This window comes from Streptococcus equinus (assembly GCF_049393805.1).
In the GTDB taxonomy this organism is placed as follows: Bacteria; Bacillota; Bacilli; order Lactobacillales; family Streptococcaceae; genus Streptococcus; species Streptococcus equinus.
In genome coordinates this window covers 519,061-542,914 of record NZ_CP185763.1, presented here as the reverse complement: position 1 = coordinate 542,914, position 23,854 = coordinate 519,061, and the positions used below count along the sequence as shown (strand labels likewise).

Below are 23,854 nucleotides of genomic sequence, written 5' to 3'. Positions count from 1 at the left end.
CTTTTTGTATGCTTTGTATATTGAGGAGATAAAAAATTAAAGATATTGATATGAAAAAAATTATCTTTTTATTTTGTTGTTTTATTTTAGTTGGATGTCATCAGCAATCAAATGGTAGTAAAGTAAAAACAAGCCATGGCTCAAGAGAAGCTATCAAGTCTAAGAATGTAACAAGAGAGAAAAAAGATTACTCTGATTGGTTTTTAAATTATCGATATTATTATGTTGCATCAAATACTTCAACTTTGATGACATGCGGGATAGTCTTGAATAATGATGGTACTGCAACTTTATGTAGAGCTGGCGCAGAATTGATGGCATTCAATGCTGGGAATCCTTTAAAAGGACAGTACACAATTGAAGATTATGAGGATTCTAATACTGTACAAACTTATGTTACATCAGGTAATATGACTGTAAATGGAGAAGAACCTAGTCGAGTAGAACTTGTTCCAAGTGTTAAAATCACGATAGATATTCCTGAGCAAGAACTTCAACGTGTTAATGGCAACGTTAATTCTGTAAAAGATGAAACCAAGGTAGTGCTTTATGGTTATACTAATGATGATGGTAATAAAGTATTAACAACAGATGAAGAGGTAAAATCAGCATTACAAGTTTATTTTCATGCTAAACCTGAAAAAGCTAACTATGTTGTTAGTGTAGATGTATTGAATTTACGTTTAAAACCTAGCTTATCAGCTGATGTTGTTACTAAAAAACAAAAGGGTGATATTCTTCAAGTATTAGATTATGTTAGTGGAGAATCAGTTGATAATAACTCAACTTGGTGGGAAGTTAATATTGATGGTCAGAAATGTTATGCTTGGTCTGGTGCTCTTAAAACACAATTAGCTTATGATGCTGAGCTAGAATCAGCTAATGATATTAATTTGGAAGAGATAAAGGATGAAAACTACGAATCGCTTGCCGGAACATGGCGTAACGGAAAAGGTGATACTCTTGTTATTCGAGCTGATGGATCTGTTACTAGTACAGTAAGTGGGAACACAGGTGAAGAAAGTTTGCAAGGTGCTTTTAGATATGAAAATGATGGCATTCCTTATATAGGAATGGGGAATGGTTTCACTGGTGGTTTATTGGCGTTATTTAAAGTTGGGTTTGAAAACCCATCGGGAGATAAGTCTGATATTTCTAAAGCACGAATTGTACCAACACAGAATGGTGTTTATCATTTATCTAATGATTACTATTATTATCGTCAATAACATGGAAGGAAATTGTAAATGAAAAAGAGAATTCTATTAATTGTTATTACTTTATTAGTTTTAGGTGCATGTTCTAAGAAAAATAGTAATCAGAAAGTATCAGGAAATTGGTATACTGGCTCATCTTCATCTACTTCGGCATCTGATAAAAAAGAAGCTAGTGATAATAGCATTTATGATGTTGTGTTAGAAAAACTTAGAAATGATACAAGTGATACTCCAGCGACGCATTACGCTTATTATGATATCGATGGGAATGGTCAGGATGAACTATTTTCTGGACGGTACTGGGAGTCTACGGGAACAGTTGAATTCGCCGCTCTCTATTATAATAATAATGGTGTAGCGGATTATCTAGCGCAAAGTTATGTCGCGACAGCTGGTGGTTATAGAGAAGCTGCAAATATTTACACAGATGGAACGATTATTACTGCTAAGTGGATGTCAACAGGAACAGAAATGGAAGATATCCAGTATCAATTGAGAGCAGATAATAGTGGTATTGATACTATAAAAAGTGCTACTGTACCGATTGGTAAAGATGTAGAATTAACGGATTACTTTGATGTAAAAAATAAAGAGACGTTTGATTTTAGTGTGCTTGATTGGCAACCATTAGTATCTGAACAAGCAAATTCTGATGATTTAGATGTTAATCAGATACTTAGTGGAAATTACGAATCATTAGCAGGAACATGGGTGAATGGTAGAGGGCAAACTTTTGAATTTAGTGATGAAGGAATGCTTGAAGGAATGAATATTAGTTCGCCACGAGTAAGTTCTTATGGAACAGTTACCTTAGCATGTGGTGCAGCTAACGGTGCACCCGGTGGATTTGCTATTGAAGTTTACCCTACTGGTGTCAAAAATCCCAAAGGAGATTATTCAGACATTTCTAAACCAAGATTAGTAGCAGGTCAGCAATTTGTCGATTTTCCTGCAGAAGCATATTATTATAGAAAATAGCAAAAACAAAAAGCAAACAAGTTTTCTTGTTTGCTTTTTTATTCTCCATCTCGGATAAAGGTGATTGTCTTGTCATCTGAATGCTCTAATGAAAATGAGAATCCATCGAAAGTTAATGTCTTTATGTCCTCAAGTGTTTCAATTTGTTTTTCAGCCATGAGTGAAACGAGGCGACCACGTCCTTTTTTAGAAATAGTTGAATGGATTTTAAGTTCACCAGCTCGATTTTCCATAAAGATGATTTTAATCATGCGTTTACGGATATCTGGTGAAAAGACTTGCTCGAATTCTGAGGAAAGTAGCGAAATGATAAGGTCATCATCTTGAACGACTTTATCGTAGTCTTCTCGCCAGAATTGCTTCAAAGAAGTTTTTCCGATTTTTAGGTTTCCTTGAAAATCAAGGCGGTGCGGCGCAATTAGCTCAGTTGGTTTGATAAGTCCATAAAATGCTGTTGCGATACGAAGGTGCTCATCGAGGTAGTCTTGTTCAGCTTGGCTGACTTGCTGACGATTCATATAGCGATACATCAGCCCATCATATAAGAGCCAAGCAGGGTAGCTTTTTGCTTCTTTGTCTGATAAGCGGTGCCAGCGCAACCACTCTTGGTCAGCTTTGCTAGAATTGATTTTATAAAAGTTTGTCAAATCTTTAACAGAAAAATTCGTCAAAATATCAAGTATCGCTTGGGGCTTTTGAGAAAGTTCCTGATAAGAAAAGGCATCTTGATTGGTATTTAATTCTTTGGCGTTAGGGATTAATAGTTTCATACTGGCATTATAGCATACGATAAAACTTAGCTACAATTGATTAGCATTTTAAGATTGTCTTCTTCTAGCAGTCGCTTATGTTTTTTGTTACAATTAACATATGAAACTATGCGAATTGCAGGCTGGAGACTTACTTTTTATGTATGATGCCTCAGAAATATCACAAGCCATAAAGGACTCGACGGGTCAGTATAGTCACGTTGGTATCTTTTTTGAGCAGATGATTTATCATGCAACGAGAAATCAAGGCGTCGTTAGACAAAGTTTGAGAGAATTTTTGGATACACATGAGCAGCTTGTTTCGGTTTACCGTTATCCAAAAATAAATCCAGACCAAGTTCTGGCAGCTGCAAAGAATCTTCTCGGTAGACCTTATAATGACAGTTTTTATCCTGACAATGATTGTTATTATTGTTCAGAGTATATTGCAGAAATCTTACCGATTTTTGAAACTGTTCCTATGAAATTTGGCGATGATGAGCAGGAAATTTCTGAGTTTTGGCAGGACTACTATGACAAACTTGGTCTTGCTGTGCCTTTGAACCAACCAGGCACCAATCCCAGTCAGCTAGCCAATTCAGCGTTTTTACAATATTTAGGAGAATTACATGATTAAAATTTTTAATCCAGATAAATTAACACGACAAGAATTTTTCAAGGATTTGGTTAATTTTCTTTATCAAACTGATGATGTGACTTTGCGTCAAATCAAAGCACAGTTTCAAGACGTCTCAAAGATTGACCGTTTGATTGAAGAATATGTCCAAGCAGGATACATTATCCGTGACAATAAGCGCTATACGATTGGATTTGACTTGCTTGAATCTCTAGAAAATATTGACTTAGATAGTCAGATTTTTGTGGATGATGGGAGTCCGGTTTACACTGACTTGATGGCAATCACTTTCGAGACACGTTTGGAAAATGAGACTAATGATTTGGTGCTCGCTGAAAAGACAAGTATTGCTCGTGATGAATTGACACTTGCAAATTATTTTTTCAAACTCTCTGAAAACTTGCCGATGTCTAAAATGCAACAACCGTTGTACGATTTGCTAGGAGATGTTAATCAGGCTTACGCTTTGAGATACATGACAACTTTTCTATTGAAATTTGCTGATAAAGACGAAGTCGCTCAAAAACGACCTGATATTTTTGTAGAAGCCTTGGACTTGCTAGGCTACATCAAGAAGAATGATAATGGCAAATATGAATTGAAGATGGATTTTGATAAAGAATTACTAGTTTTTGCAAGCAAAGCATAAAAGGGAGTGAGACAGAAATCGGTAATTTCGAAGAAATTCGATTTCGTTGTCTCACCCCCGCAAAGTTGAGTAGGGTTATAAAAGCTGATTTATCAGCGCATTAGAACCCACTCAACTACTACGCCTTGTAAATAATAACTATATAAACAAGATGCTGAGTACTTTTGTCTCAGCTTTTTAATTTGCTTTAATCATGAGATAAAGAAAATATGGGGCACCGATAACTGAGATGATAATGCCTGTCGGAATACCAGTACCAACTAAAAGACTTCGTCCAACGGTATCGGCAACGAGCATTAAAATCATGCCCACAATCATGCTAGCTGGTAAGGTTATGCGGTGGTCGTTGCCAAATAGCTGTTTTGTGATATGACCTGACAGCAGACCAATGAAAGTAATATTTCCAACTAGAATGACACTCAGTGACGCTAGAGCTGTCGACAAAATAAGAAGCACGAGTCGTTCTTTTTTGATATTAACACCAAGCGCAATTGTCGTCTCCTCACTGAACATCATCATGTTTAAAATATAGCTGCGCCAATAAGTTAGTCCTAAGGCTAGAAGAAATAGAGGTGTAAGCGTCATGAGAGTCTGCCAGTTACCACCAGTCACCTTTCCGCTCAGCCATGAGACGATATAATCTGTTTTTCCAATATCAAGATTATCAATAATGGAAATCATCATGCCAGAGAGTAGGCTTGAAACGCCGACACCAGAGATGATTAGTCGTGAAGGAGAGATAGGCTGATTCTTTTGATGCGAGATAGCGTAAACTGTACAGATTGTGATGATACTACCTATCATGGCTAAAAATGGCATAAATGCTAGAATTTTTGGATTTGAAATATCTAGCAGTCCAATCATTATGGCAATGACAAAACCAGCGCCAGCATTTATCCCTAAAATGCCTGAGTCAGCTAACGGATTTTTTGTGAGAGTTTGTAGTAAAACGCCTGATACTGCTAAGGCAGCTCCGCCAATCATGCAAGCTAAGATGCGAGGAAGCCTGATTTTTAGGACGATTAAAGACATGGTCGCATTTGATTTTCCAAGAAAGACTTTGAACACTTGGCTGATTGATGAATTGGCGTATCCGATGGCTAGTGATGCTAGAAAGATGACTAATAATAGAAGTAAGAGAGGAAAGAAGCGTTTTGTAAAATGAAATTTTTGCCTCATAAATTTTCCCCCTTTCGCATTAACCACAAGAAGCATGGGAGACCAACGATGCTAATAATTGCACTCAGCGGAGTCTCAGCTGGTGGATTAATAATACGAGAAATCAAGTCGACCCAAAGCATAAAGGTGCTACCAGCAAATGCTGTTAAAGGAAGAAGGACACGATAGTCCTTTCCAACACACATTTTAATGCAATGCGGAATAATCAAGCCCACAAAAGCTAGGCTACCAACTAGCGCCACAGCTGCAGCTGACAAAGCAACCACAATGCCCAGTAAACTAATCGTTATCAGAAAAGTTTTCTGTCCTAGAGATTTTGCCACAGTTTCATCAAGACTTAAAATAGTCAACTGATGAGCTAACAATTGTGCTAAAATCAAACCAATAATAATAACCGGTGAAATAATGCCAAGCATTTTCCAATTGACTTGTGCTAAACCACCAGCTTGCCAGCCGATAACTGCTTTCGACAAATCAAAATACAAAGTGACAGCTTGACCTAAAGATGAAAAGAGAGTCGAAATCATGGCACCCGCCAGAATAATACGAATCTGTTGATAGCCTTTTTTAGGATGATAAGCTATGCCAAAAATCAAGCATGCCGCAATAACAGCACCAATTAAACAGACAAGAAGGGTTAAGCTGTAGTGCATACTGCCAAAAACAGCGTAGCCAACAATTAAAGCAAGTCCTGCACCAGCATTGATTCCAAGAAGACCAGGGTCGGCGATAGGATTGCGCGTGACACCTTGAATAATACTACCAGCTTGAGCCATGGCAGCTCCAACTAAAATAGCAGCAATCGTTCTTGGCAAACGTAGGTCGAAAATCACGTCCTGCAAATTAGAGTCAGTCAATGGTGCTTTAACAACACTTAGTAATTCTTGATTTGAATAAGAAACAGCCCCAAATCGAAGCCCAAAATACCAGCCAAGAAAGAATAAAATACTAATGCCGAAAAAAACAAGCCAAGCTTGAGCTGGCTTATTTTTCTGAAGAAGGTACGATTGTTTCATTGTATTTCCTTTTCAGAAGTTCTCAAAAATTAGCTATTTGCTTTTTTGATGGTGTTGACAAAAGCATCTAGCTGTTTATCAAGTGACATTGGGTCTGAGAAGTAGAAGAGATTTTCATCGACTTCAAGGACATGATTGTTTTTAACGGCTGGGATATTTTTCCAAACATCACTTTCTTTTAATGAAGCGGCAGCATTTTTAGTATCATCGCTAACGTTTACGACAAGGTAATCACCTGCGTAATCTCCAAGGACTTCTTGTGAAACGCCGAACCAACCAGCCGTAAAGACATCATCTTGCACTTTTTGAGGTGCAGAAAAGCCAAGTGAATCATAAATCAACTCACCAGAACGTCCCCAGTTATCGCCATAAAGATAAATATCTTTGTCGTAAAAGTCCATAACGGTAAAGGTAGTTGACGGATCGATGTATTGACCAAGTTCTTCTTTAGCCTTGGCAGTTTTTTCTTTCCAGTTATCAAGCCATTTTTGAGCTTTATCTTCTTTTCCGAAGACTTTACCAAGGTTTGTCATCATTTCAAGGTAATCACTCTTACCAAATTCAATAACCAAAACAGGTGCAATGTCTTTTAACTCTTTGAGGTGTTCATCTGTTGAAAAAGCGATGATAAGATCTGGTTCTTGCGCAGCGATGGCTTCTGTGTCATCAGAAGTCAATTGAACAGCGTCTGCTAGTTTATCGCCAAAAGCTGGGCTATTTTTTTCTAAATCAAGAGAATAACTTGAAACATCAACACCAAGTTCTAGAAGGTAACCTGTGTATGAGTAAGCAAAGTTAACGACTTTTTTAGGATTTTTTGGAATGTCGCCTTCATAAGAAAAGCCAGTGATTTTTGGCATGCTAGAGAGTTCAGTCTTATTTGATGTTGATGATGTATTTTGACAAGCAACTAACATAAGTGTTGCAAGGAAAGTTGTTAGAGTGATGAAAAATTTTTTCATGTTAAGCGTCTCCTGCTAATAAATCTATACGAGCTGATAAGTCAGCAAAATTGGACAGTTATGGATAGGGTCTTGAACGATTTTGGCATCAATGCTAAAAATGTCACGCAAAATATCTGCTGTCATGATGCCTTGAACATTGTCGTGGTATTTAATTTGCCCATTTTTCATGGCAATCAATTCATCTGAAAATCGAGCTGACAAGTTCAAATCATGTAAGACCATAATAATTGTTTTTTTGGTATCTTGGTTGAGTTTTTTAAGTAATTCCAAGATTTCCAGTTGGTGGTTCATATCGAGATAAGTTGTGGGCTCATCTAAAAAGATAGTATCTGTATCTTGTGCTAAAGCCATAGCAATCCAGACACGTTGACGTTGACCACCAGAAAGAGAATCAACTTTTTTATCGGCAAATTCGTAGACTTTAGTCATTTGCATTGCCCAGTCAATTTTCTTTTTGTCTTCTTCGTTTAGCCTTCCTAGATAATGTTGATGCGGGAAGCGACCATACGAAACAAGTTCATAAACTGAAATGCCTTCAGTAGCTTCTAAGACCTGTGGTAGTAAAGCAATCTTTTTAGCCACTTCCTTAGTTGGCAAAGTAGCGATGGCTTGACCGTCAATTAAGATTTTTCCTTCTTTGACAGCTTGGATGCGTGTTAAAGATTTTAGAAGTGTTGATTTTCCACAACCGTTAGCGCCAATGATTGTCGTAATTTTTTGATGAGCGATTTTAGTAGATAAGTTCTCAATAATCATTTTGTCATCATAAGCTACTGAAATGTTTTCAGCTTTGATTTCTGACATAAAAGACCTCCTTTCATCGGAAAATAGTAAAAAGCAATTCTTTCAAACGAAGAATTGCCTTTTTATTTTAGCATAGAAAAAAGGCCTTTGTAAGCCTTTTTTGAAAATATCTTTACAAAAATATAATAGAATTTTAATTAATTAGAATCGTTCTAAATATCAACAATAACCATTCTAGTTAAGGTATTTTTTAGCAATATTTAGGTCGCCTGCATAGGCTGTGCGTTCACCGTTAACGATTTGGTAAGCGTCTGCACCTTTACCCGCAATAATTACTGCATCATTTTCATTTTTCGTGAGTAGCATAGCTTTGGCAATTGCTTTTTCGCGGTCAACTTGAATGTCTAATGAGCGCGTTACTTGACTTGCGATTTCTTCAGCAATAGCTTGTGGGTCTTCGTAGTTTGGGTCGTCAGCTGTTAAGATGACATTGAGATTTTGATGAGCATTGATAACACGCGCAAAATCTGCACGACGACTTTCACCTTTATTTCCAGTAGCACCCAAAATTAAGTAAAGTTGCCCTTTTTGATGTTCTTCAACAACAGAAAGTAGTTTTTCAAGACTATCTCCGTTGTGAGCGTAGTCGACAAAGACTTTGGCTCCATTTGCTTGAGTGACAACTTCCATACGACCTGGCACGCTAGTTTCTGAGATTCCTTTTTTGATGTCTTCAAGGCTTGTTCCTAAACGAAGACAAGCAAGTCCAGCAGCTACCGCATTCTCTTGGTTGAATGAGCCGATGAGTTGGATATCATAATGACCAGCAAGTTTGCCTGTCACGTCGAAATCAAAAGCTCTGCCATTTTCAATTGTATTTTCAGAACCACAGCCATAAAAATCGTGTGGTTTGTCAGCGACTTGTTGAGCAACGACTTTGAAATGATCCATGCCAGCGTTAACCACAACAGCTTTGCTATTTGTCATTAATAGACGTTTGTGGTAGAAGTAATCTTCAAAAGTTGGATGTTCGATTGGTCCAATGTGGTCTGGGCTGATATTAAGAAAGGCACCAACATCAAATGTCAATCCGTAGACGCGATCAACTAGATAAGCTTGACTTGAAACTTCCATGATAAGATGAGTCATGCCATTATCAACAGCAGTTGCCATCATTTTGAAGAGGTCAAGACTCTCAGGTGTTGTCAATTTTGACTTGAAGAATGTTTTACCATCAAGTGTTGTATTCATTGTTGAAAACATTGCTGGTTTGTGGCTTTGCTTCAAGATATTATAAGTAAAGTAAGCAGCAGTTGTCTTCCCTTTTGTACCAGTGAAAGCAATGATTTTTAATTTTTCTTCTGGATGACCATAAAATTCCATGGCAATCAAGCTCATCGCTTTTTTGATATCAGTTACGATGATAGCAGGAATATCAAGTTCATAGTCAACTTGGCTGACGTAAAAAGGTAAACCAAGTTGGACAGCTTGTTCTAGATATTCTTTTTTAAAAGTTGCCCCTTTTGCAAAGAAAAGTGTTGAACTATCTACATCGCGACTATCAAAGCTAATTTTTGAAAAACTAGGATTTTCTTCCCAATCAAGGCTGTAGTGATTGTGGAAGATAATTTCGCGGAAATTATGATCTTTTTTCAGGATATCGAGGGTTTTTTCAAGTGTAATCATACACTCTATTTTAGACTTTATGTCTTTGTTTTACAAGTCACAAGCAAAAGTTTATAATAAAATGTAACGCTTATTTTTAAATTAGGAAGAAAACTATGTCTAAAAACAAAACAAATATGACACAGCAACAGCAGATGGTGCGCGGAGCTGCATGGTTGACAGCTTCAAACTTCATCAGTCGCTTTTTAGGGGCTTTCTACGTTATTCCGTGGTATGCTTGGATGGGAACGCATGCCGAGCAAGCCAATGCTCTTTTTGGAATGGGCTACAATATCTACGCTGTTTTTCTACTGATTTCAACAGCAGGGATTCCAGTTGCTATTGCAAAGCAAGTTTCCAAATATAACACGCTTGGGCAAGAAGAGACTAGTTACTATCTCTTACGAAAAATTTTAAAATTAACCTTGGTGCTTGGTTTTATTTTTGCGGCGATTATGTACGTCGGTGCGCCAATTCAAGCCACATGGAGTGGCGGTGGAGAAGATTTGATTCGTGTCATGCAGAGTCTAGCATGGGCGGTTCTCCTTTTCCCATCTATGAGTGTTCTTCGTGGCTTTTTCCAAGGATTTAATAATCTAAAACCTTACGCCATGAGCCAGATTGCTGAGCAAGTTATCCGTGTGATTTGGATGTTGCTTACAGCCTTCATGATTATGAAAATCGGTTCAGGCGATTATGTTTCAGCAGTTGTTCAATCGACATTTGCTGCTTTTATCGGTATGATTGCAAGTATTGCAGTGCTCATTTTCTTCCTTTGGAAAGAAGGAAAATTGCAAGCCATTCTCTCTAAAGAAAATGACGATATCGATATTGATGCCAAAGCTATTATCATTGAAACTGTGAAAGAAGCTATTCCGTTTATTATCACTGGAGCAGCGATTCAACTTTTCCAATTAGTTGACCAATGGTCTTTCATCAATTCAATGAAATTGTTCACATCGCATAGCCTCAAAGAGTTGCAAATTCTTTATGCTTACTTATCAAGTAACCCAAATAAAGTTACAATGATTTTGATTTCCCTTGCGACAGCGATTGGGGGAGCAGGTATTCCGCTTTTAACAGAAAACTTTGTCAACAAAGATAAAAAAGCCGCTGCGCATTTAGTAATCAATAGCTTACAAATGTTGTGCATGGTACTTTTCCCTGCAATGATGGGAGCCATTATTTTAGCTCAGCCACTTTACACGCTCTTCTACGGTGCACCAAATGATGCAGCACTTTGGTTGTTTGTCGGTGCTTTGGTTCAGGTTATTTTCTTAGCGCTTTATAGTTTACTTGCGCCGATGCTTCAAGCCTTGTTTGAAAATCGCAAAGCTATTAACTATTTCGCTTACGGCTTGGTTGTTAAAGTAGTTTTACAAGTACCATTTATCTATCTTTTTAAAGCATACGGACCTTTGCTATCAACAGCTATTGGTTTGTTGATTCCGATAATCTTGATGTTCAATCAGATTCATGCTGTGACACATTTTAATCGTAAAGCCTTGTTACGTGGTGTCCTTTTGGTAACCATTTTAACAGCTATTATGGGAGTTGTTGTGGCATTAGGGACATTTGGACTTCATTTTGTTATTAGTCCCACAACACGCTTTGGTAGTGTCGTATACCTTGTCTTGATGGGAGCCTTAGGCGTTCTCGTGTATGGATTCCTTGCGCTCGCCACTCATTTACTAGATAAATTAATCGGCAGCAAAGCAAAAGTACTCCGTCAAAAATTACATATGGAATAAAAAAACAGTCCGGTGGACTGTTTTTTCATGAGCCTGAAAATAGGGAAGCGATTAAGGTCCAGTGGACTGTTTTTTCATGAGCCTGAAAATAGGGAAGCGATTAAGGTCCAGTGGACTGTTTTTTCATGAGCCTGAAAATAGGGAAGCGATTAAGGTCCAGTGGACTGTTTTTTCATGAGTCTGAAAATAGGGAAGCGATTACAGTTCAATGGATTGTTTTTTGCTATAGCTTTTTCTTATAGCTAACTATCAAGAAATAGAATAGCCAAAAAGAGCTTTTTTCTCACAAATAAATGTTAGAATAAATGCTATAAAAATTTTTGAACGTTAACTAAGTTATGTGAGAAGAGAGGAGTTTGTTATGAAGAGTGACTGTAGATTGGCTACGATTTTAGCGCATGCTGGGATTAAATCTGATGAGGCAACTGGTGCTTTAGCTGCGCCAATTCATTTCTCGACGACTTATCAACACCCAGAGTTTGGACAATCAACTGGTTTTGATTACACAAGAACAAAAAATCCAACACGTGCGACACTTGAAAAAACATTAGCAGCTATTGAAAATGCTGATTATGCTCTAGCGACATCATCTGGAATGAGCGCCATTGTTTTAGCGTTGGAAATTTTTCCTGTAGGAGCAAAGGTGGTGGCTGCGCGTGATTTGTATGGTGGCTCTTTTAGATGGTTTAACGATAAAGAAAAAGAAGGCCGTTTCAACTTTACATATGTCAATAATGAAACAGATCTTTTGACTGCTATTTCAGAGGAAACAGACCTTGTCTATCTTGAAACACCAACAAATCCATTGATGATTGAATTTGACATTTCAAAGGTTGCCAAAGTAGCTCACAAAAATGGTGCAAAGCTGATTGTTGATAATACTTTTTATAGTCCAATTTACCAAAATCCAATTACGCTTGGGGCTGATATTGTTGTTCACTCAGCGACAAAATATTTAGCTGGTCACAATGATGTTTTAGCAGGTGTCGTGATTACAAGTGATAAAGCTATTTATGATAAGCTCTTTTATAACCTCAACACTACGGGACCAACTCTATCGCCGTTTGATTCTTACATGCTGATGCGTGGGCTTAAGACTTTAAAACTTCGGATGGAAAAAGCAACTGAGAATGCTCAAGAGATTGTTGCGTTTTTGAAAAATTCCTCAGCTGTTAAAGAAGTTCTTTATACAGGAAAGGGTGGCATGATTTCTTTTAAAGTAGTTGACGAAGAAAAAATTCCTCACATTATCAATAGCCTTGAAATCATTACTTTTGCTGAAAGTTTGGGTGGTGTCGAAAGTTTAATCACTTATCCGAGAACTCAGACCCATGCTGATATTCCAGAAGATGTTCGTCTTTCTTACGGTTTGACAAATGACTTGCTACGTCTTTCGATTGGTATTGAAGATGTGGACGACCTAATTGAAGATTTAAAAAATGCTTTGGAGGACTAGTATGGGACAATACGATTTTACAACCAGACCAAATCGATTGAAACAATTTACCTATAAATGGCAGAGCTCGGAAGATAATCCTGATTTATTGCAACTGTGGGTGGCAGATATGGATTTCCTACCAGTTCCAGAAATTAAAGATGCTATCGTTTCTTATGGTCAAGAACACATTTTTGGCTACAATTACTTTAAAGACTCTTTATATCAAGCCGTGATTGATTGGGAGAAGAGTGAGCATGGCTACGAAGTGAAAAAAGAAGAGATTTCATTTATCGACGGTGTTGTTCCTGCAATTTCAGTTGCTATTCAAGCTTTTACACAAAAAGGTGATGCTGTTCTTATCAACTCACCAGTTTATTATCCATTTGCTCGAACAGTCCGCCTTAACGACCGGAAGTTGGTGGAAAATTCTTTGAGCATCCAAAATGGTCATTTTGAAATTGATTTTGAACAACTTGAAAAAGATATTGTCGATAATCACGTTAAGCTTTACATTTTTTGCAGCCCGCATAATCCTGGAGGTCGTGTGTGGTCAGAAGCAGAATTGAAAAAAATTGGCGAACTTTGCCAAAAACATGGTGTGATTTTGGTATCTGATGAGATTCACCAAGATTTGGCTCTTTTTGGCAATAAACACCATTCATTCAATACTGTTGACCATCGATTCAAAGATTTTGCAATCATTTTATCTTCAGCGACTAAAACGTTTAACATTGCTGGTACGAAAAATAGCTTTGCCATTATTCAAAATCCAAAACTTAGGAAAAAATTTCAACGAGTGCAGCTTGCTAATAACCAGCATGAGGTGCCGACGATTGGCATGATTACTACGGAAGTTGCCTTTACTCATGGCAAGGCTTGGCTAGAAGAGTTGAAAAAAGTAGTTGAAAAAAATATCAACTATCTATCAGATTATCTTGAAGAAAATACCAAGATAAAGGTAATGAAGCCTGAAGGGACTTACCTTGTTTGGCTTGATTTTTCAGCTTACGGCATTGAACAGCCACAATTGGATGAAAAGTTACAAAAAGAAGCAAAAGTCGTCTTAAATGATGGGGCGCATTTTGGAAATGAAGGAAAATATTTTGCACGCTTAAATGCAGCAACACCTTTTGAAACGATTGTCGAAGCAAGTAGACGTATTGCTAGTGTTTTTAGCAAAAAATGAGAGAAGTAGGCATTTGCCTGCTTTTTTCATTGTTTAAGGTGGAAAAGTTGTTTTTTTGTGACAAAAATGTGACATTCGTCATAAAAAGTGAGCATATTTTGCTATTTTCTGCTATAATTGATAAGGTTAAACAAAATTCAGTATAAAAAGGAGTACAATCATGGGAAAATTCCAAGTTATCTCACATCCGCTTATCCAACACAAATTGTCAATTTTGCGTCGTACAACAACTTCAACTAAAGATTTCCGCGAATTGGTTAATGAAATCGCAATGCTTATGGGTTATGAAGTTTCTCGCGACCTTCCTCTAGAAGATGTTGAAATTGAAACACCTATTACAAAAACAACTCAAAAACAATTGACTGGTAAAAAACTTGCAATTGTCCCTATTTTACGTGCTGGTATCGGTATGGTTGATGGTTTCTTAAGTCTTATTCCAGCTGCAAAAGTTGGTCACATCGGTATGTATCGTGACGAAGAAACTTTACAACCAGTTGAATACCTTGTGAAATTGCCAGAAGATATTGACCAACGTCAAATCTTTGTTGTAGACCCAATGCTTGCTACAGGTGGTTCTGCAATTCTAGCGGTTGACTCTCTTAAAAAACGTGGTGCAGCTAACATCAAATTCATCTGTCTTGTTGCTGCTCCAGAAGGTGTTAAAGCACTTCAAGAAGCTCACCCAGATATCGACATCTACACTGCAGCTCTTGATGAAAAACTTAACGAAAATGGATACATTGTACCAGGTCTTGGTGACGCTGGTGACCGTTTGTTCGGTACAAAATAAGATTAGGTTGTTATGCTTAATAAAAAGGTTTGAGTTCATTGAACTCAAACCTTTTTTGTGATGTTAGTCTTTTATTTTGCTAGAAATAGTTTTAGCAAATTCTTGAGCTGCCAGAGGAAGAGTCTGCCAGTTTTTCCAAGCTAGAACAATAGTTCTAAATGGTTTTTCGGCAATGTGACGAATAGTCAAATCCTGAAGTGTCAAACCATCAAGAAAATTTTCATAAAGAAGACTGACTCCTAAATCTTGTCGAATCATTTCTAAAATAGTGTAGTCGTCGTAAATTTCGTAGGCGAATGTAGGAGTGATATTAGCCGTTTCAAATGCGGCGCGTGTTAAACTATTTTCTCCTTCATCAAGTAGAATTAATTCAGTTTTGGCTAAGTCAGCAAGGGAAACTTCATCTTGCTTGGCTAAAGGATGCTTACTTGGTAAGACTGCATAAAGACAATCTTGGTAAAGAACTTGTGATTGTAATTTTCCAACGTAATCGATGTGCGTAAATCCTAAATCAACTTGTCCAGTATCAAGCCATTGATGAATGCTGGTATAGTCTCCTTGCTTAAGAACGAAATTCACAGTTGGATGTTTGGCTTTAAAATCTTTAATGAAGGGCAAAATGAAATTTCGGCTAGCTGAGGTAAAAATGCCAATGCGGATTTCAGCTTTATTGAGTCCTTGGAGTTCCTCGATTTTTTTAGTCAGTTGTTTTTCACTTTGGACAATTTGCTGAAAGTAAGGGTAAAGGGCTTGTCCATCTTTGGTCAAATGGATGCCTTCATGACCTCGTGTTAACAGACAAGTCCCAATTTCTTTTTCAAGATTTTTGATTGTCTGACTGATAGCACTTTGTGAGTAATTTAATTGCTGAGCTGCTTTGGTGAATGACCCCAATTCAATAACCAAGCAGAAAATAGCATATTTTGAAATCATAACAACACCTTTCAATAAGTAAAACTTATTCTTCTATTATATACTTTAATTTTACTTATGACTAATATGACCTTATAATAAAACAAGATATTAGGAAGTGAGAGGTGAGAATCATGGTTCAAAAACATGCTAAACTTTTTTCAGTGAGTGTTCCTCTTGCGTGGGGAATGTCTTATCTGTTTATGGCGCTTGGTGCTTCTGAAATTCCCGCCATTGAATTAGTTGCTCTGCGCTGTGGCTTAGCTTTTTTGGCTTTAGTATTCATTTTTTATCGTTATTTAAAAGAAACATTTTCTTGGAAAGTGCTGGCTTATAGCGCATTTGCAGGAATAATATTATTTGCTGTTTTTTATTTTCTTATTGTAGGTGTCATTGATACCTCAGCTTCAACAGCTGGTTTTTTGGCTTCTACGACCGTAGTGATTGTTCCTACTTTACGTGCTATTTTGACACGAAAAATGCCTGATTTAAAAACAGTTGGAGCTATTCTTATTGTTTTATCGGGGCTTTACCTATTAACAGGAGTTGATTTGTCACAATTCAATATTGGAGCTGTGATGTGTTTAATATCTGCAACTTTATATGCCGTATACATTATCCTTTCTAAGCATTTTGTTGAGAAGGTTGATGCGATGAGTTTAGGAATTTGGCAATTAGGTTTTGCTAGCTTGTACGCTTTAATAGGAACATTTAGCTTTGAGACACCTGTTCTTCCACATTCTAGTTTGGTTTGGTTTTCAGTTTTGGGACTAGCTCTGATTTGTTCAGCTTATGGATGGGTGATGCAGACAATCGTTCAATCTTATGTCAGTGCTGAGTTTACCAGTGTGATGTTTTCATTAGAACCGATTTTTACAGCTATTTTTGCTTTTATTTTCTTTGGAGAATGGCTGAGCGGTTTGGCTTTTTTAGGGACAGTTTTGATTTTTGTCGGTGTTCTTTTGTCAATCTATCAACCGAAAAAGAACAGCCAAGTCGTTTTGCTACAGGAAAAAGTCGAATATTAAAATTTTTCATTTGACCTTTTTTGACCATTTGATTATAATAGTCTCAGGTTAAGATTTAAAACAAAGGAGAAAAGATATGATTCCTGTAGTTATTGAACAAACAAGCCGCGGCGAACGCTCATATGATATTTACTCACGTCTTTTGAAAGATCGTATCATTATGCTGACTGGACCAGTTGAAGATAATATGGCAAATTCTATTATTGCTCAACTATTGTTCCTTGATGCACAAGATAATACAAAAGATATCTACCTTTATGTTAATACGCCTGGAGGATCAGTTTCAGCTGGTCTTGCTATCGTTGATACAATGAACTTCATCAAATCTGACGTTCAAACAATCGTTATGGGTATGGCTGCATCAATGGGTACAATCATTGCATCATCAGGTACAAAAGGTAAACGATTCATGTTGCCAAATGCTGAATACATGATTCACCAACCAATGGGTGGTACTGGTGGCGGTACTCAACAAACTGATATGGCAATCGCTGCTGAACACCTTTTGAAAACACGTCAAAACTTGGAACAAATTTTGGCTGATAATTCAGGTCAAACATTGGAAAAAGTTCACGCAGATGCTGAACGTGATAACTGGATGAGCGCTCAAGAAACTCTTGAATATGGCTTCATCGATGAAATCATGGTCAACAACGAATTGAACTAATAACATTTTATTAATGTCGAAAGCTCGCATTTTGCGGGCTTTTTTTGATGTTTACCCTAAGCGGGACAGGGATACATTTATGACCAAATATGATATAATCAAAGTATGTTGGCAATAGATGAACAATTATTGGAAATTGATGAGGCAATAGATGATGTTGCCCAAACTTTTTTTACTTTAGATTCTGTAAAATCATATTTAGAAATTAAGCAAGAATTTTTAGCTGATTCAGCTTTGCAAGAAAAGATTGCACACTTTCAAGAATTGAAGCAATCTTACGAGGAAAATAAAGATTATCTTGCTTTTAGACCAGAAGTTCGAGAGCTTCGTCGTCAGCTGATAAAAGAGAAAAGAATTCTTGATATGAATGAAAAAGTTAGTCGCTTAAGACAGAGCGAAGTAGAAGTTCAAGAAATTTTAGCAGAATTATCGCAAAAAGTGTCATCTGCCATATCACCGACTATTTTTGTAGATACTGGTTTGCCGTTAGCACCGCACAAATCACACCATCATTGTAGAGGAAAGGAAAAGAGGGATGTTTAAAAAACAAGAACGTCAGGGAATTATCGTTTATCTATATTATAATCGTGATGCTAGAAAGCTCAGCAAATATGGAGATGTTCTTTACCATTCTCGCAAATTACATTATCAAGTTTTGTACGTCAATAAAGAAGAGGCAGAAGCTGTTGTCGAAGAAATTTCAGCTTTAAAATTTGTGAAAGCAGTTACTTTATCAGAATTTGATAATATTAATCAAGATTTTGTAGGCAATTTGGAACATTTTTGATATAATATGAATTTGAAAACCAAAGAATATTATAAATTTTCAGACAATTCAGTATTCTTTGAATTTATTTTAAATTAGAAGATGAGGAGAGAGTTTATGCATAAAAAGATTGCGCTAGCAGCGCTAACTTTTTTAGCCTCAATTGCCTTAATGGCTTGTAGCAAGTCCCCAGATGTGACAGCGAATGCTACTGGTACAAAAATTGGTGACACGATTAAACTTGGTGTCAACCTTGAATTAACTGGTACAGTTGCTGCCTATGGTAATGCTGAAAATAACGGGGTTAAACTTGCTGTACAAGAGATTAATAAAGCTGGCGGTGTAGATGGTAAAAAAATCGATCTCGTTACAAAAGATAATAAGTCAGAAAATGCAGAAGCATCGACAGCAGCTACAAATTTGGCTATTCAAAGTCAAGTAAATGCTATGGTTGGTCCTGCCACATCAGGTGCGGTTGCAGCTGCAAGTTTAAATGCTCAAAAGACTGGTGTGCCTTTGTTGACGCCGAGTGGAACACAAGATGATTTGACTCTTGATAAAGTCGATGGTGTTAAGAAGTATGTCTTCCGTACAACTTTCCAAGATAGTTTCCAAGGACAAGTTCTAGCTCAGTATGCTTTTAGCAACTTGAATGCCAAAAAAGTTGTTCTTTACTATGATAATTCAAGTGACTACGCTAAAGGAATTGCCGAAGAATTTAAGAAAAAATATCAAGGTGAGATTGTTTCGACAGCGACTTTTGCATCAGGCGACAAGGATTTCCAATCTGCTTTGACAAAATTTAAAAACATGGATTATGACGCTATTGTTATGCCGGGGTATTATACAGAAACTGGTATTATCACAAAACAAGCGCGTGATATGGGAATCAGTGTTCCAATCTTAGGTCCTGATGGCTTTAACGATGAAAGTTTTGGTGACTTGGCAGGTAAAGCAAATACTAACGGTGTTTATTATGTGTCTGGTTATTCAACTAAAACAGCATTGTCAGATAAAGCGACTGACTTCATCAAAGCTTACAAAGCAAAATATGGTTCAGAGCCAAATATGTTCGCTGCGCTTGCTTATGATTCTGTTTATATGGTCGCAAAAGCATCTGAAGGTGCCAAAACATCAATTGATATTGCTAATAATCTAGCGAAATTAAAAGATTTCGACGGTGTGACTGGTACGATGACTATCGATGAAAAACACAATCCAATCAAAACAGCTTTGATGGTTGCGATGAAAGATGGTGTTGAAGCTTCTGCGGATGCTGTTGAAATTGAGAAATAGAATTAGTTAATTTTTGATTAGTTTTTATATCACGTGACTAGAAAGTTTGGTGCTTTATGTTTTTAGAACAACTTCCCCAACAACTGGTTAATGGTATTATCCTTGGAAGTATTTATGCCTTACTTGCTCTTGGATATACCATGGTTTATGGGATTATTAAGTTAATTAACTTTGCACATGGCGATATTTATATGCTTGGTGCATTTATCGGATATTATTCGATTAGCGTTCTTCACATGAATTTTTGGATTGCGTTAATTGTGACAATGATTGTGACAGCATTTATCGGAATGGTTATTGAATTTTTAGCTTATCGTCCGTTGCGTCACTCGACACGAATTGCAGCCTTGATTACAGCGATTGGTGTTTCATTCTTCCTTGAATACGGTATGGTTTTCTTGGTTGGTGCCAATACGCGCTCATTCCCACAGGCTATTGATATTGTCAGCTATAAGCTTGGACCTGTGACAGTGACAAATATTCAGCTGTTGATTTTAGCTGTTTCACTTGTCTTGATGGTTGCTTTGCAATTGATTGTTAAAAAGACAAAAATGGGTAAAGCCATGCGTGCTGTGTCTGTTGATAGTGATGCGGCTGAATTGATGGGAATTAATGTTAATTCAACTATCAGTTTCACTTTTGCCCTTGGTTCAGCTCTTGCTGGTGCCGCTGGTGTTTTGATTGGACTTTACTACAATTCAATTGAGCCACTTATGGGGATGACGCCTGGTATTAAAGCTTTTGTTGCGGCCGTTCTTGGTGGTATTGGTATCATTCCAGGTGCTGCACTTGGTGGATTTGTTATCGGTATTTTGGAAACTTTATCAATCTCGCTTAACCTCTCAAGCTATCGAGATGCCATTGTTTACGGTGTTTTAATTATCATTTTATTGGTAAGACCGGCTGGTATCCTTGGTAAAAATGTGAAAGAGAAGGTGTAGAAAATGAAAAAGAATCTAAAACTTAACCTTTCTTGGCTTGCACTGATTGTAGTTTTATTTGGAATTCTAGAACTGTTAGCTAAAACGAATATTTTAAATCTTTACTATCTCCAAATTTTAATGGGGATTGGTATTAGCATTTTGATGGGGCTTGGAACTAACTTGGTGCTTGGTTTTTCAGGTCAATTCACACTTGGACAAGCTGGTTTCATGGCAATCGGTGCTTATTCAACAGCCATTATCACACAACAAAATCCAACTTACGGTGGTTTCTATTTTTCAATGTTAGTTGGTGTTGTGATTGCTATTTTGGTGGCACTTGTCTTTGGTATTCCAACGCTTCGCTTAAAAGGTGACTATCTTGCCATTGCAACTCTTGGTATGGCTGAAATTATCCGTATCGTGATTGTTAATGGTGGTGAATTGACAAATGGTGCTGCTGGTTTAACAGGGATTTTGCCATATACATCATGGCATGTCATCTTCATTTTCGTGGCAGCAATTACTGTTTTGATTTTAAACTTTTTACGTTCATCTACAGGTCGTCAAGTCATTGCGGTGCGTGAAGATGAGATTGCAGCAGAAGCTATGGGTGTCAATGTCACTAAAATGAAAGTTATGATTTTTGTGATGGGGGCAATTATCTCAGCTATCGCTGGTTCACTTTACGTTGGCTACATCGGAACGGTTGTACCAAAAGACTTTACTATCATGAAGTCAATTGATTACTTAATCATCGCTGTTTTAGGTGGTCTTGGTTCAATTACAGGAACAATTCTAGCAGCTATTGTTTTAGGAATTTTGAACATGTTTTTACAAAATGTTTCAAATCTCCGTATGATTATCTATTCACTTGCTTTGATTTTGGTGATGATTTTCCGTCCAGGTGGACTTTTGGGGACAAAAGAATTTACATTGTCTCAATTTTTCAATAAAGGCAAAGGAGGTAAGCACTGATGGCACTTTTAGATGTAAAAAATCTAACTAAAAACTTTGGTGGGTTGACGGCTGTTGGTGATGTTACCATGCATCTTAACGAAGGCGAGTTGGTTGGATTAATTGGACCAAACGGTGCAGGTAAAACAACTCTTTTCAACCTTTTAACAGGTGTTTATGAACCAAGTGAAGGTTCAGTAACTCTAGATGGTACACTTCTTAACGGCAAGAAGCCTTACAAAATTGCTTCACTTGGTTTGTCACGTACTTTCCAAAATATTCGCCTCTTTAAGGATATGACTGTCTTAGAAAATGTACTTGTTGGTATGGCAAATCAAAATAAACCATATCTTCTATCAAGTTTTCTTCGTTTGCCAAAATTCTATCAAAGCGAAGATGCGCTTCGACAAAAAGCTATGGAATTGTTAGCCATTTTTGACTTGGATGGAGATGCTGAAACACTTGCTAAAAATCTTCCTTACGGGCAACAACGTCGTTTGGAAATCGTGCGTGCGTTAGCAACTCAGCCTAAGATTCTTTTCTTGGATGAACCAGCTGCTGGGATGAACCCACAAGAAACTGCTGAGTTAACACAGCTCATCCGAAAAATTAAGGAAGAATTTAACATTACAATCATGCTTATCGAGCACGACATGAGTCTTGTTATGGAGGTAACTGAGCGTATTTATGTTCTTGAATACGGACGTTTAATCGCTCATGGTACACCAGATGAAATTAAAACTAATCAACGTGTTATTGAAGCATATCTTGGAGGTGAAGGATAATGGCAATGTTAAAAGTTGATAATTTATCAGTTCATTACGGCGTTATCCAGGCTGTAAAAGACGTTTCATTTGAAGTTAATGAAGGAGAAGTGGTGACACTTATCGGTGCAAATGGTGCTGGTAAAACCTCAATTCTTCGAACAATTTCTGGTTTGGTGCGCCCAAGTGCTGGTAAAATTGAGTTTTTAGGGCAAGAAATTCAAAAAGAACCAGCTCGTAAAATCGTCGCGGGTGGTTTGTCTCAGGTTCCTGAGGGTCGTCACGTTTTCCCAGGATTGACTGTTCTTGAAAACCTAGAACTTGGTGCGTTCTTACGAAATGATCGTGAAGAAAATCAAAAGAATTTGAAGAAAGTTTTTGATCGTTTTCCACGTCTTGAAGAACGTAAGATGCAAGATGCAGCGACCCTTTCAGGTGGTGAACAACAAATGCTTGCCATGGGTCGTGCGTTGATGAGCCAACCCAAATTACTTCTTCTTGATGAACCGTCAATGGGACTTGCTCCAATCTTTATTCAAGAAATTTTTGATATCATTCAAGATATTCAAAAACAAGGAACAACAGTTCTTTTGATTGAGCAAAATGCCAATAAAGCTTTGGCAATTGCTGATCGTGGCTATGTTTTAGAAACAGGAAAAGTTGTCCTTTCAGGAACAGGTAAAGAGCTACTAGAATCAGAAGAAGTGCGTAAAGCTTATCTTGGTGGATAAAAGTCAGCTTCACAATAAAGGGTGGTAAATTCCGCCTTTTGTTGTTTTGTGTAAACGTTTTTAATTAATGTTATAATAATTGAAAAAGAAAAAACTGGAGAATGATTATGGCAGTTAAGGATTTTATGACAAGAAAAGTTGTCTATGTGTCGCCTGATACAAAGGTTGCGCATGCAGCTGATATGATGCGAGAAGAAGGAATATGCCGAATGCCAGTTATCGAAAACGACCAACTGGTTGGAATTGTGACAGAAAGAACAATGGCAGAAGCGAGTCCGTCAAAAGCGACGTCTTTATCTATTTATGAAATGAATTATTTATTAAATAAGACAAAGATTCGTGATATTATGGTTCGAGATGTGATTACAGTTTCGCCATATGCCAGCCTTGAAGATGCTGTTTATGCTATGATGAAACATCGAGTTGGTATTTTACCAGTGGTTGAGCATGGTCGAGTTCATGGTGTTATTACGGAAAAAGATGTTTTCAAAGCATTTCTTGAAGTGTCTGGTTATGGGCAAGAGGGTGTTCGTGTCATTATTACTGCTGATGATACTGTTGGAACTTTAGCTAAGATTGTTGATACGATTTCTGCTGACAATCTTAATATCAAGCGCACGGTGGTTGCGGCACGCAAGTCTGGAAAAGTTGTCATTGAAATTCAAATTGATGGCAAGGCTAATGTCGCTGATTTGCGTGATAAACTTGTATCACAAGGAATTCAAGTTGACGCCATTGAATTGACCTCTGCAAAGGAAATTGACTAAATGATTTCAAAGCATTGCTAATATTAGCAGTGCTTTTTTGTGTGATTTTTGATAAAATAGGAGTAGAGAAAAAGTATTAAGG

The 23,854-nt window shown here is 37.2% G+C and carries 25 protein-coding genes; 18 read left to right on the top strand and 7 right to left on the bottom strand.

Annotation, left to right across the window (positions count from 1 at the left end; translation table 11 throughout):
- Window positions 1–50: 50 nt before the first annotated feature.
- Entirely contained in the window at window positions 51–1,229 is a 1,179-nt protein-coding gene (locus ACN0NP_RS02625) for a DUF6287 domain-containing protein (RefSeq protein ID WP_423217509.1), read from the top strand.
- Between the two features lie 18 nt (window positions 1,230–1,247).
- Window positions 1,248–2,195, top strand: coding sequence for a DUF6287 domain-containing protein (locus ACN0NP_RS02620; protein WP_423217508.1), 948 nt, complete (start codon window positions 1,248–1,250; stop codon window positions 2,193–2,195).
- Between the two features lie 38 nt (window positions 2,196–2,233).
- On the opposite strand, the gene yaaA is transcribed toward ACN0NP_RS02620, so the two are convergent.
- A complete protein-coding gene (gene yaaA / locus ACN0NP_RS02615) occupies window positions 2,234–2,965 on the bottom strand; it encodes a peroxide stress protein YaaA (protein ID WP_423217507.1) in 732 nt (243 codons plus the stop codon).
- A gap of 100 nt (window positions 2,966–3,065) precedes the next feature.
- On the opposite strand from yaaA, the gene ACN0NP_RS02610 reads away from it, so the two are divergent.
- Window positions 3,066–3,581, top strand: coding sequence for a YiiX/YebB-like N1pC/P60 family cysteine hydrolase (locus ACN0NP_RS02610; protein ID WP_423217506.1), 516 nt, complete (start codon window positions 3,066–3,068; stop codon window positions 3,579–3,581).
- Complete coding sequence (locus tag ACN0NP_RS02605) at window positions 3,574–4,230, top strand: DUF1803 domain-containing protein (RefSeq protein ID WP_423217505.1); 657 nt, start codon at window positions 3,574–3,576, stop codon at window positions 4,228–4,230. The genes ACN0NP_RS02610 and ACN0NP_RS02605 overlap by 8 nt, the downstream gene beginning before the upstream one ends.
- Before the next feature lie 177 nt (window positions 4,231–4,407).
- Here ACN0NP_RS02605 and ACN0NP_RS02600 read toward each other — a convergent pair whose 3' ends face one another.
- From ACN0NP_RS02600 to ACN0NP_RS02580, 5 genes are all read right to left on the bottom strand, one after another.
- Entirely contained in the window at window positions 4,408–5,409 is a 1,002-nt protein-coding gene (locus ACN0NP_RS02600) for a FecCD family ABC transporter permease (protein ID WP_423217504.1), read from the bottom strand.
- Window positions 5,406–6,425: a FecCD family ABC transporter permease gene (locus ACN0NP_RS02595; RefSeq protein ID WP_021142958.1), complete on the bottom strand. Its 1,020-nt coding sequence runs from the start codon at window positions 6,423–6,425 to the stop codon at window positions 5,406–5,408. Before ACN0NP_RS02595 ends, ACN0NP_RS02600 begins: the two co-directional genes overlap by 4 nt.
- 29 nt (window positions 6,426–6,454) lie before the next feature.
- Window positions 6,455–7,387 (bottom strand): ABC transporter substrate-binding protein, encoded by a 933-nt coding sequence (locus tag ACN0NP_RS02590; protein ID WP_039697966.1) that lies wholly within the window; start codon window positions 7,385–7,387, stop codon window positions 6,455–6,457.
- A gap of 24 nt (window positions 7,388–7,411) precedes the next feature.
- Window positions 7,412–8,194, bottom strand: a complete 783-nt coding sequence (locus ACN0NP_RS02585; RefSeq protein WP_423217503.1) for an ABC transporter ATP-binding protein — start codon at window positions 8,192–8,194, stop codon at window positions 7,412–7,414.
- A 174-nt stretch (window positions 8,195–8,368) separates the two neighbouring features.
- Window positions 8,369–9,820: a UDP-N-acetylmuramoyl-L-alanyl-D-glutamate--L-lysine ligase gene (locus tag ACN0NP_RS02580; RefSeq protein WP_423217502.1), complete on the bottom strand. Its 1,452-nt coding sequence runs from the start codon at window positions 9,818–9,820 to the stop codon at window positions 8,369–8,371.
- A gap of 95 nt (window positions 9,821–9,915) precedes the next feature.
- Here ACN0NP_RS02580 and ACN0NP_RS02575 point away from each other — a divergent pair, with 95 nt between their 5' ends.
- The 4 genes from ACN0NP_RS02575 (at window position 9,916) to upp (ending at window position 14,964) form a co-directional block, all read left to right on the top strand.
- A complete protein-coding gene (locus ACN0NP_RS02575; RefSeq protein WP_074629301.1) occupies window positions 9,916–11,550 on the top strand; it encodes a putative polysaccharide biosynthesis protein in 1,635 nt (544 codons plus the stop codon).
- 361 nt (window positions 11,551–11,911) lie between these two features.
- Window positions 11,912–13,006 carry a cystathionine gamma-synthase gene (locus ACN0NP_RS02570; protein ID WP_423217501.1) on the top strand — a complete coding sequence of 365 codons (1,095 nt, stop codon included), beginning with the start codon at window positions 11,912–11,914 and terminating at the stop codon, window positions 13,004–13,006.
- A gap of 1 nt (window position 13,007) precedes the next feature.
- On the top strand, window positions 13,008–14,174 hold the full coding sequence (locus ACN0NP_RS02565) for a MalY/PatB family protein (RefSeq protein ID WP_423217500.1): 1,167 nt from the start codon (window positions 13,008–13,010) through the stop codon (window positions 14,172–14,174).
- Window positions 14,175–14,334: 160 nt separating this feature from the next.
- Entirely contained in the window at window positions 14,335–14,964 is a 630-nt protein-coding gene (gene upp / locus ACN0NP_RS02560) for a uracil phosphoribosyltransferase (protein ID WP_021142946.1), read from the top strand.
- Window positions 14,965–15,027: 63 nt separating this feature from the next.
- On the opposite strand, the gene ACN0NP_RS02555 is transcribed toward upp, so the two are convergent.
- Window positions 15,028–15,897 carry a LysR family transcriptional regulator gene (locus ACN0NP_RS02555; protein WP_074628405.1) on the bottom strand — a complete coding sequence of 290 codons (870 nt, stop codon included), beginning with the start codon at window positions 15,895–15,897 and terminating at the stop codon, window positions 15,028–15,030.
- A 113-nt stretch (window positions 15,898–16,010) separates the two neighbouring features.
- Here ACN0NP_RS02555 and ACN0NP_RS02550 point away from each other — a divergent pair, with 113 nt between their 5' ends.
- The 10 genes from ACN0NP_RS02550 to ACN0NP_RS02505 all read left to right on the top strand — a co-directional run bounded on the left by ACN0NP_RS02550 (window position 16,011) and on the right by ACN0NP_RS02505 (window position 23,772).
- Window positions 16,011–16,904, top strand: coding sequence for a DMT family transporter (locus ACN0NP_RS02550; RefSeq protein ID WP_423217499.1), 894 nt, complete (start codon window positions 16,011–16,013; stop codon window positions 16,902–16,904).
- A 76-nt stretch (window positions 16,905–16,980) separates the two neighbouring features.
- The gene (locus ACN0NP_RS02545) at window positions 16,981–17,571 is read left to right on the top strand and encodes an ATP-dependent Clp protease proteolytic subunit (RefSeq protein ID WP_021142943.1); all 591 of its coding nucleotides are present in this window, start codon (window positions 16,981–16,983) and stop codon (window positions 17,569–17,571) included.
- 105 nt (window positions 17,572–17,676) lie between these two features.
- Entirely contained in the window at window positions 17,677–18,114 is a 438-nt protein-coding gene (locus tag ACN0NP_RS02540; protein ID WP_004232950.1) for a YlbF family regulator, read from the top strand.
- Window positions 18,107–18,358 (top strand): DUF2129 domain-containing protein, encoded by a 252-nt coding sequence (locus tag ACN0NP_RS02535; protein WP_021142941.1) that lies wholly within the window; start codon window positions 18,107–18,109, stop codon window positions 18,356–18,358. The genes ACN0NP_RS02540 and ACN0NP_RS02535 overlap by 8 nt, the downstream gene beginning before the upstream one ends.
- Before the next feature lie 96 nt (window positions 18,359–18,454).
- A complete protein-coding gene (locus ACN0NP_RS02530) occupies window positions 18,455–19,633 on the top strand; it encodes an ABC transporter substrate-binding protein (protein ID WP_423217498.1) in 1,179 nt (392 codons plus the stop codon).
- 56 nt (window positions 19,634–19,689) lie between these two features.
- Window positions 19,690–20,574, top strand: coding sequence for a branched-chain amino acid ABC transporter permease (locus tag ACN0NP_RS02525; RefSeq protein WP_021142938.1), 885 nt, complete (start codon window positions 19,690–19,692; stop codon window positions 20,572–20,574).
- Between the two features lie 3 nt (window positions 20,575–20,577).
- The gene (locus tag ACN0NP_RS02520; RefSeq protein WP_021142937.1) at window positions 20,578–21,531 is read left to right on the top strand and encodes a branched-chain amino acid ABC transporter permease; all 954 of its coding nucleotides are present in this window, start codon (window positions 20,578–20,580) and stop codon (window positions 21,529–21,531) included.
- On the top strand, window positions 21,531–22,295 hold the full coding sequence (locus tag ACN0NP_RS02515) for an ABC transporter ATP-binding protein (RefSeq protein WP_021142936.1): 765 nt from the start codon (window positions 21,531–21,533) through the stop codon (window positions 22,293–22,295). The genes ACN0NP_RS02520 and ACN0NP_RS02515 overlap by 1 nt, the downstream gene beginning before the upstream one ends.
- The gene (locus ACN0NP_RS02510; protein WP_024343676.1) at window positions 22,295–23,005 is read left to right on the top strand and encodes an ABC transporter ATP-binding protein; all 711 of its coding nucleotides are present in this window, start codon (window positions 22,295–22,297) and stop codon (window positions 23,003–23,005) included. Before ACN0NP_RS02515 ends, ACN0NP_RS02510 begins: the two co-directional genes overlap by 1 nt.
- A gap of 107 nt (window positions 23,006–23,112) precedes the next feature.
- Window positions 23,113–23,772, top strand: a complete 660-nt coding sequence (locus tag ACN0NP_RS02505) for a CBS domain-containing protein (protein WP_423217497.1) — start codon at window positions 23,113–23,115, stop codon at window positions 23,770–23,772.
- The last annotated feature ends 82 nt before the right edge of the window (window positions 23,773–23,854 follow it).

Excerpts from the sequence above, each read along its gene's own strand:
- ACN0NP_RS02625 (WP_423217509.1), top strand. The coding sequence starts at position 51 with ATGAAAAAAATTATCTTTTTATTTTGTTGTTTTATTTTAGTTGGATGT.
- ACN0NP_RS02620 (WP_423217508.1), top strand. The coding sequence starts at position 1,248 with ATGAAAAAGAGAATTCTATTAATTGTTATTACTTTATTAGTTTTAGGT.
- yaaA (WP_423217507.1), bottom strand. The coding sequence starts at position 2,965 with ATGAAACTATTAATCCCTAACGCCAAAGAATTAAATACCAATCAAGAT.
- ACN0NP_RS02610 (WP_423217506.1), top strand. The coding sequence starts at position 3,066 with ATGAAACTATGCGAATTGCAGGCTGGAGACTTACTTTTTATGTATGAT.
- ACN0NP_RS02605 (WP_423217505.1), top strand. The coding sequence starts at position 3,574 with ATGATTAAAATTTTTAATCCAGATAAATTAACACGACAAGAATTTTTC.
- ACN0NP_RS02600 (WP_423217504.1), bottom strand. The coding sequence starts at position 5,409 with ATGAGGCAAAAATTTCATTTTACAAAACGCTTCTTTCCTCTCTTACTT.
- ACN0NP_RS02595 (WP_021142958.1), bottom strand. The coding sequence starts at position 6,425 with ATGAAACAATCGTACCTTCTTCAGAAAAATAAGCCAGCTCAAGCTTGG.
- ACN0NP_RS02590 (WP_039697966.1), bottom strand. The coding sequence starts at position 7,387 with ATGAAAAAATTTTTCATCACTCTAACAACTTTCCTTGCAACACTTATG.
- ACN0NP_RS02585 (WP_423217503.1), bottom strand. The coding sequence starts at position 8,194 with ATGTCAGAAATCAAAGCTGAAAACATTTCAGTAGCTTATGATGACAAA.
- ACN0NP_RS02580 (WP_423217502.1), bottom strand. The coding sequence starts at position 9,820 with ATGATTACACTTGAAAAAACCCTCGATATCCTGAAAAAAGATCATAAT.
- ACN0NP_RS02575 (WP_074629301.1), top strand. The coding sequence starts at position 9,916 with ATGTCTAAAAACAAAACAAATATGACACAGCAACAGCAGATGGTGCGC.
- ACN0NP_RS02570 (WP_423217501.1), top strand. The coding sequence starts at position 11,912 with ATGAAGAGTGACTGTAGATTGGCTACGATTTTAGCGCATGCTGGGATT.
- ACN0NP_RS02565 (WP_423217500.1), top strand. The coding sequence starts at position 13,008 with ATGGGACAATACGATTTTACAACCAGACCAAATCGATTGAAACAATTT.
- upp (WP_021142946.1), top strand. The coding sequence starts at position 14,335 with ATGGGAAAATTCCAAGTTATCTCACATCCGCTTATCCAACACAAATTG.
- ACN0NP_RS02555 (WP_074628405.1), bottom strand. The coding sequence starts at position 15,897 with ATGATTTCAAAATATGCTATTTTCTGCTTGGTTATTGAATTGGGGTCA.
- ACN0NP_RS02550 (WP_423217499.1), top strand. The coding sequence starts at position 16,011 with ATGGTTCAAAAACATGCTAAACTTTTTTCAGTGAGTGTTCCTCTTGCG.
- ACN0NP_RS02545 (WP_021142943.1), top strand. The coding sequence starts at position 16,981 with ATGATTCCTGTAGTTATTGAACAAACAAGCCGCGGCGAACGCTCATAT.
- ACN0NP_RS02540 (WP_004232950.1), top strand. The coding sequence starts at position 17,677 with ATGTTGGCAATAGATGAACAATTATTGGAAATTGATGAGGCAATAGAT.
- ACN0NP_RS02535 (WP_021142941.1), top strand. The coding sequence starts at position 18,107 with ATGTTTAAAAAACAAGAACGTCAGGGAATTATCGTTTATCTATATTAT.
- ACN0NP_RS02530 (WP_423217498.1), top strand. The coding sequence starts at position 18,455 with ATGCATAAAAAGATTGCGCTAGCAGCGCTAACTTTTTTAGCCTCAATT.
- ACN0NP_RS02525 (WP_021142938.1), top strand. The coding sequence starts at position 19,690 with ATGTTTTTAGAACAACTTCCCCAACAACTGGTTAATGGTATTATCCTT.
- ACN0NP_RS02520 (WP_021142937.1), top strand. The coding sequence starts at position 20,578 with ATGAAAAAGAATCTAAAACTTAACCTTTCTTGGCTTGCACTGATTGTA.
- ACN0NP_RS02515 (WP_021142936.1), top strand. The coding sequence starts at position 21,531 with ATGGCACTTTTAGATGTAAAAAATCTAACTAAAAACTTTGGTGGGTTG.
- ACN0NP_RS02510 (WP_024343676.1), top strand. The coding sequence starts at position 22,295 with ATGGCAATGTTAAAAGTTGATAATTTATCAGTTCATTACGGCGTTATC.
- ACN0NP_RS02505 (WP_423217497.1), top strand. The coding sequence starts at position 23,113 with ATGGCAGTTAAGGATTTTATGACAAGAAAAGTTGTCTATGTGTCGCCT.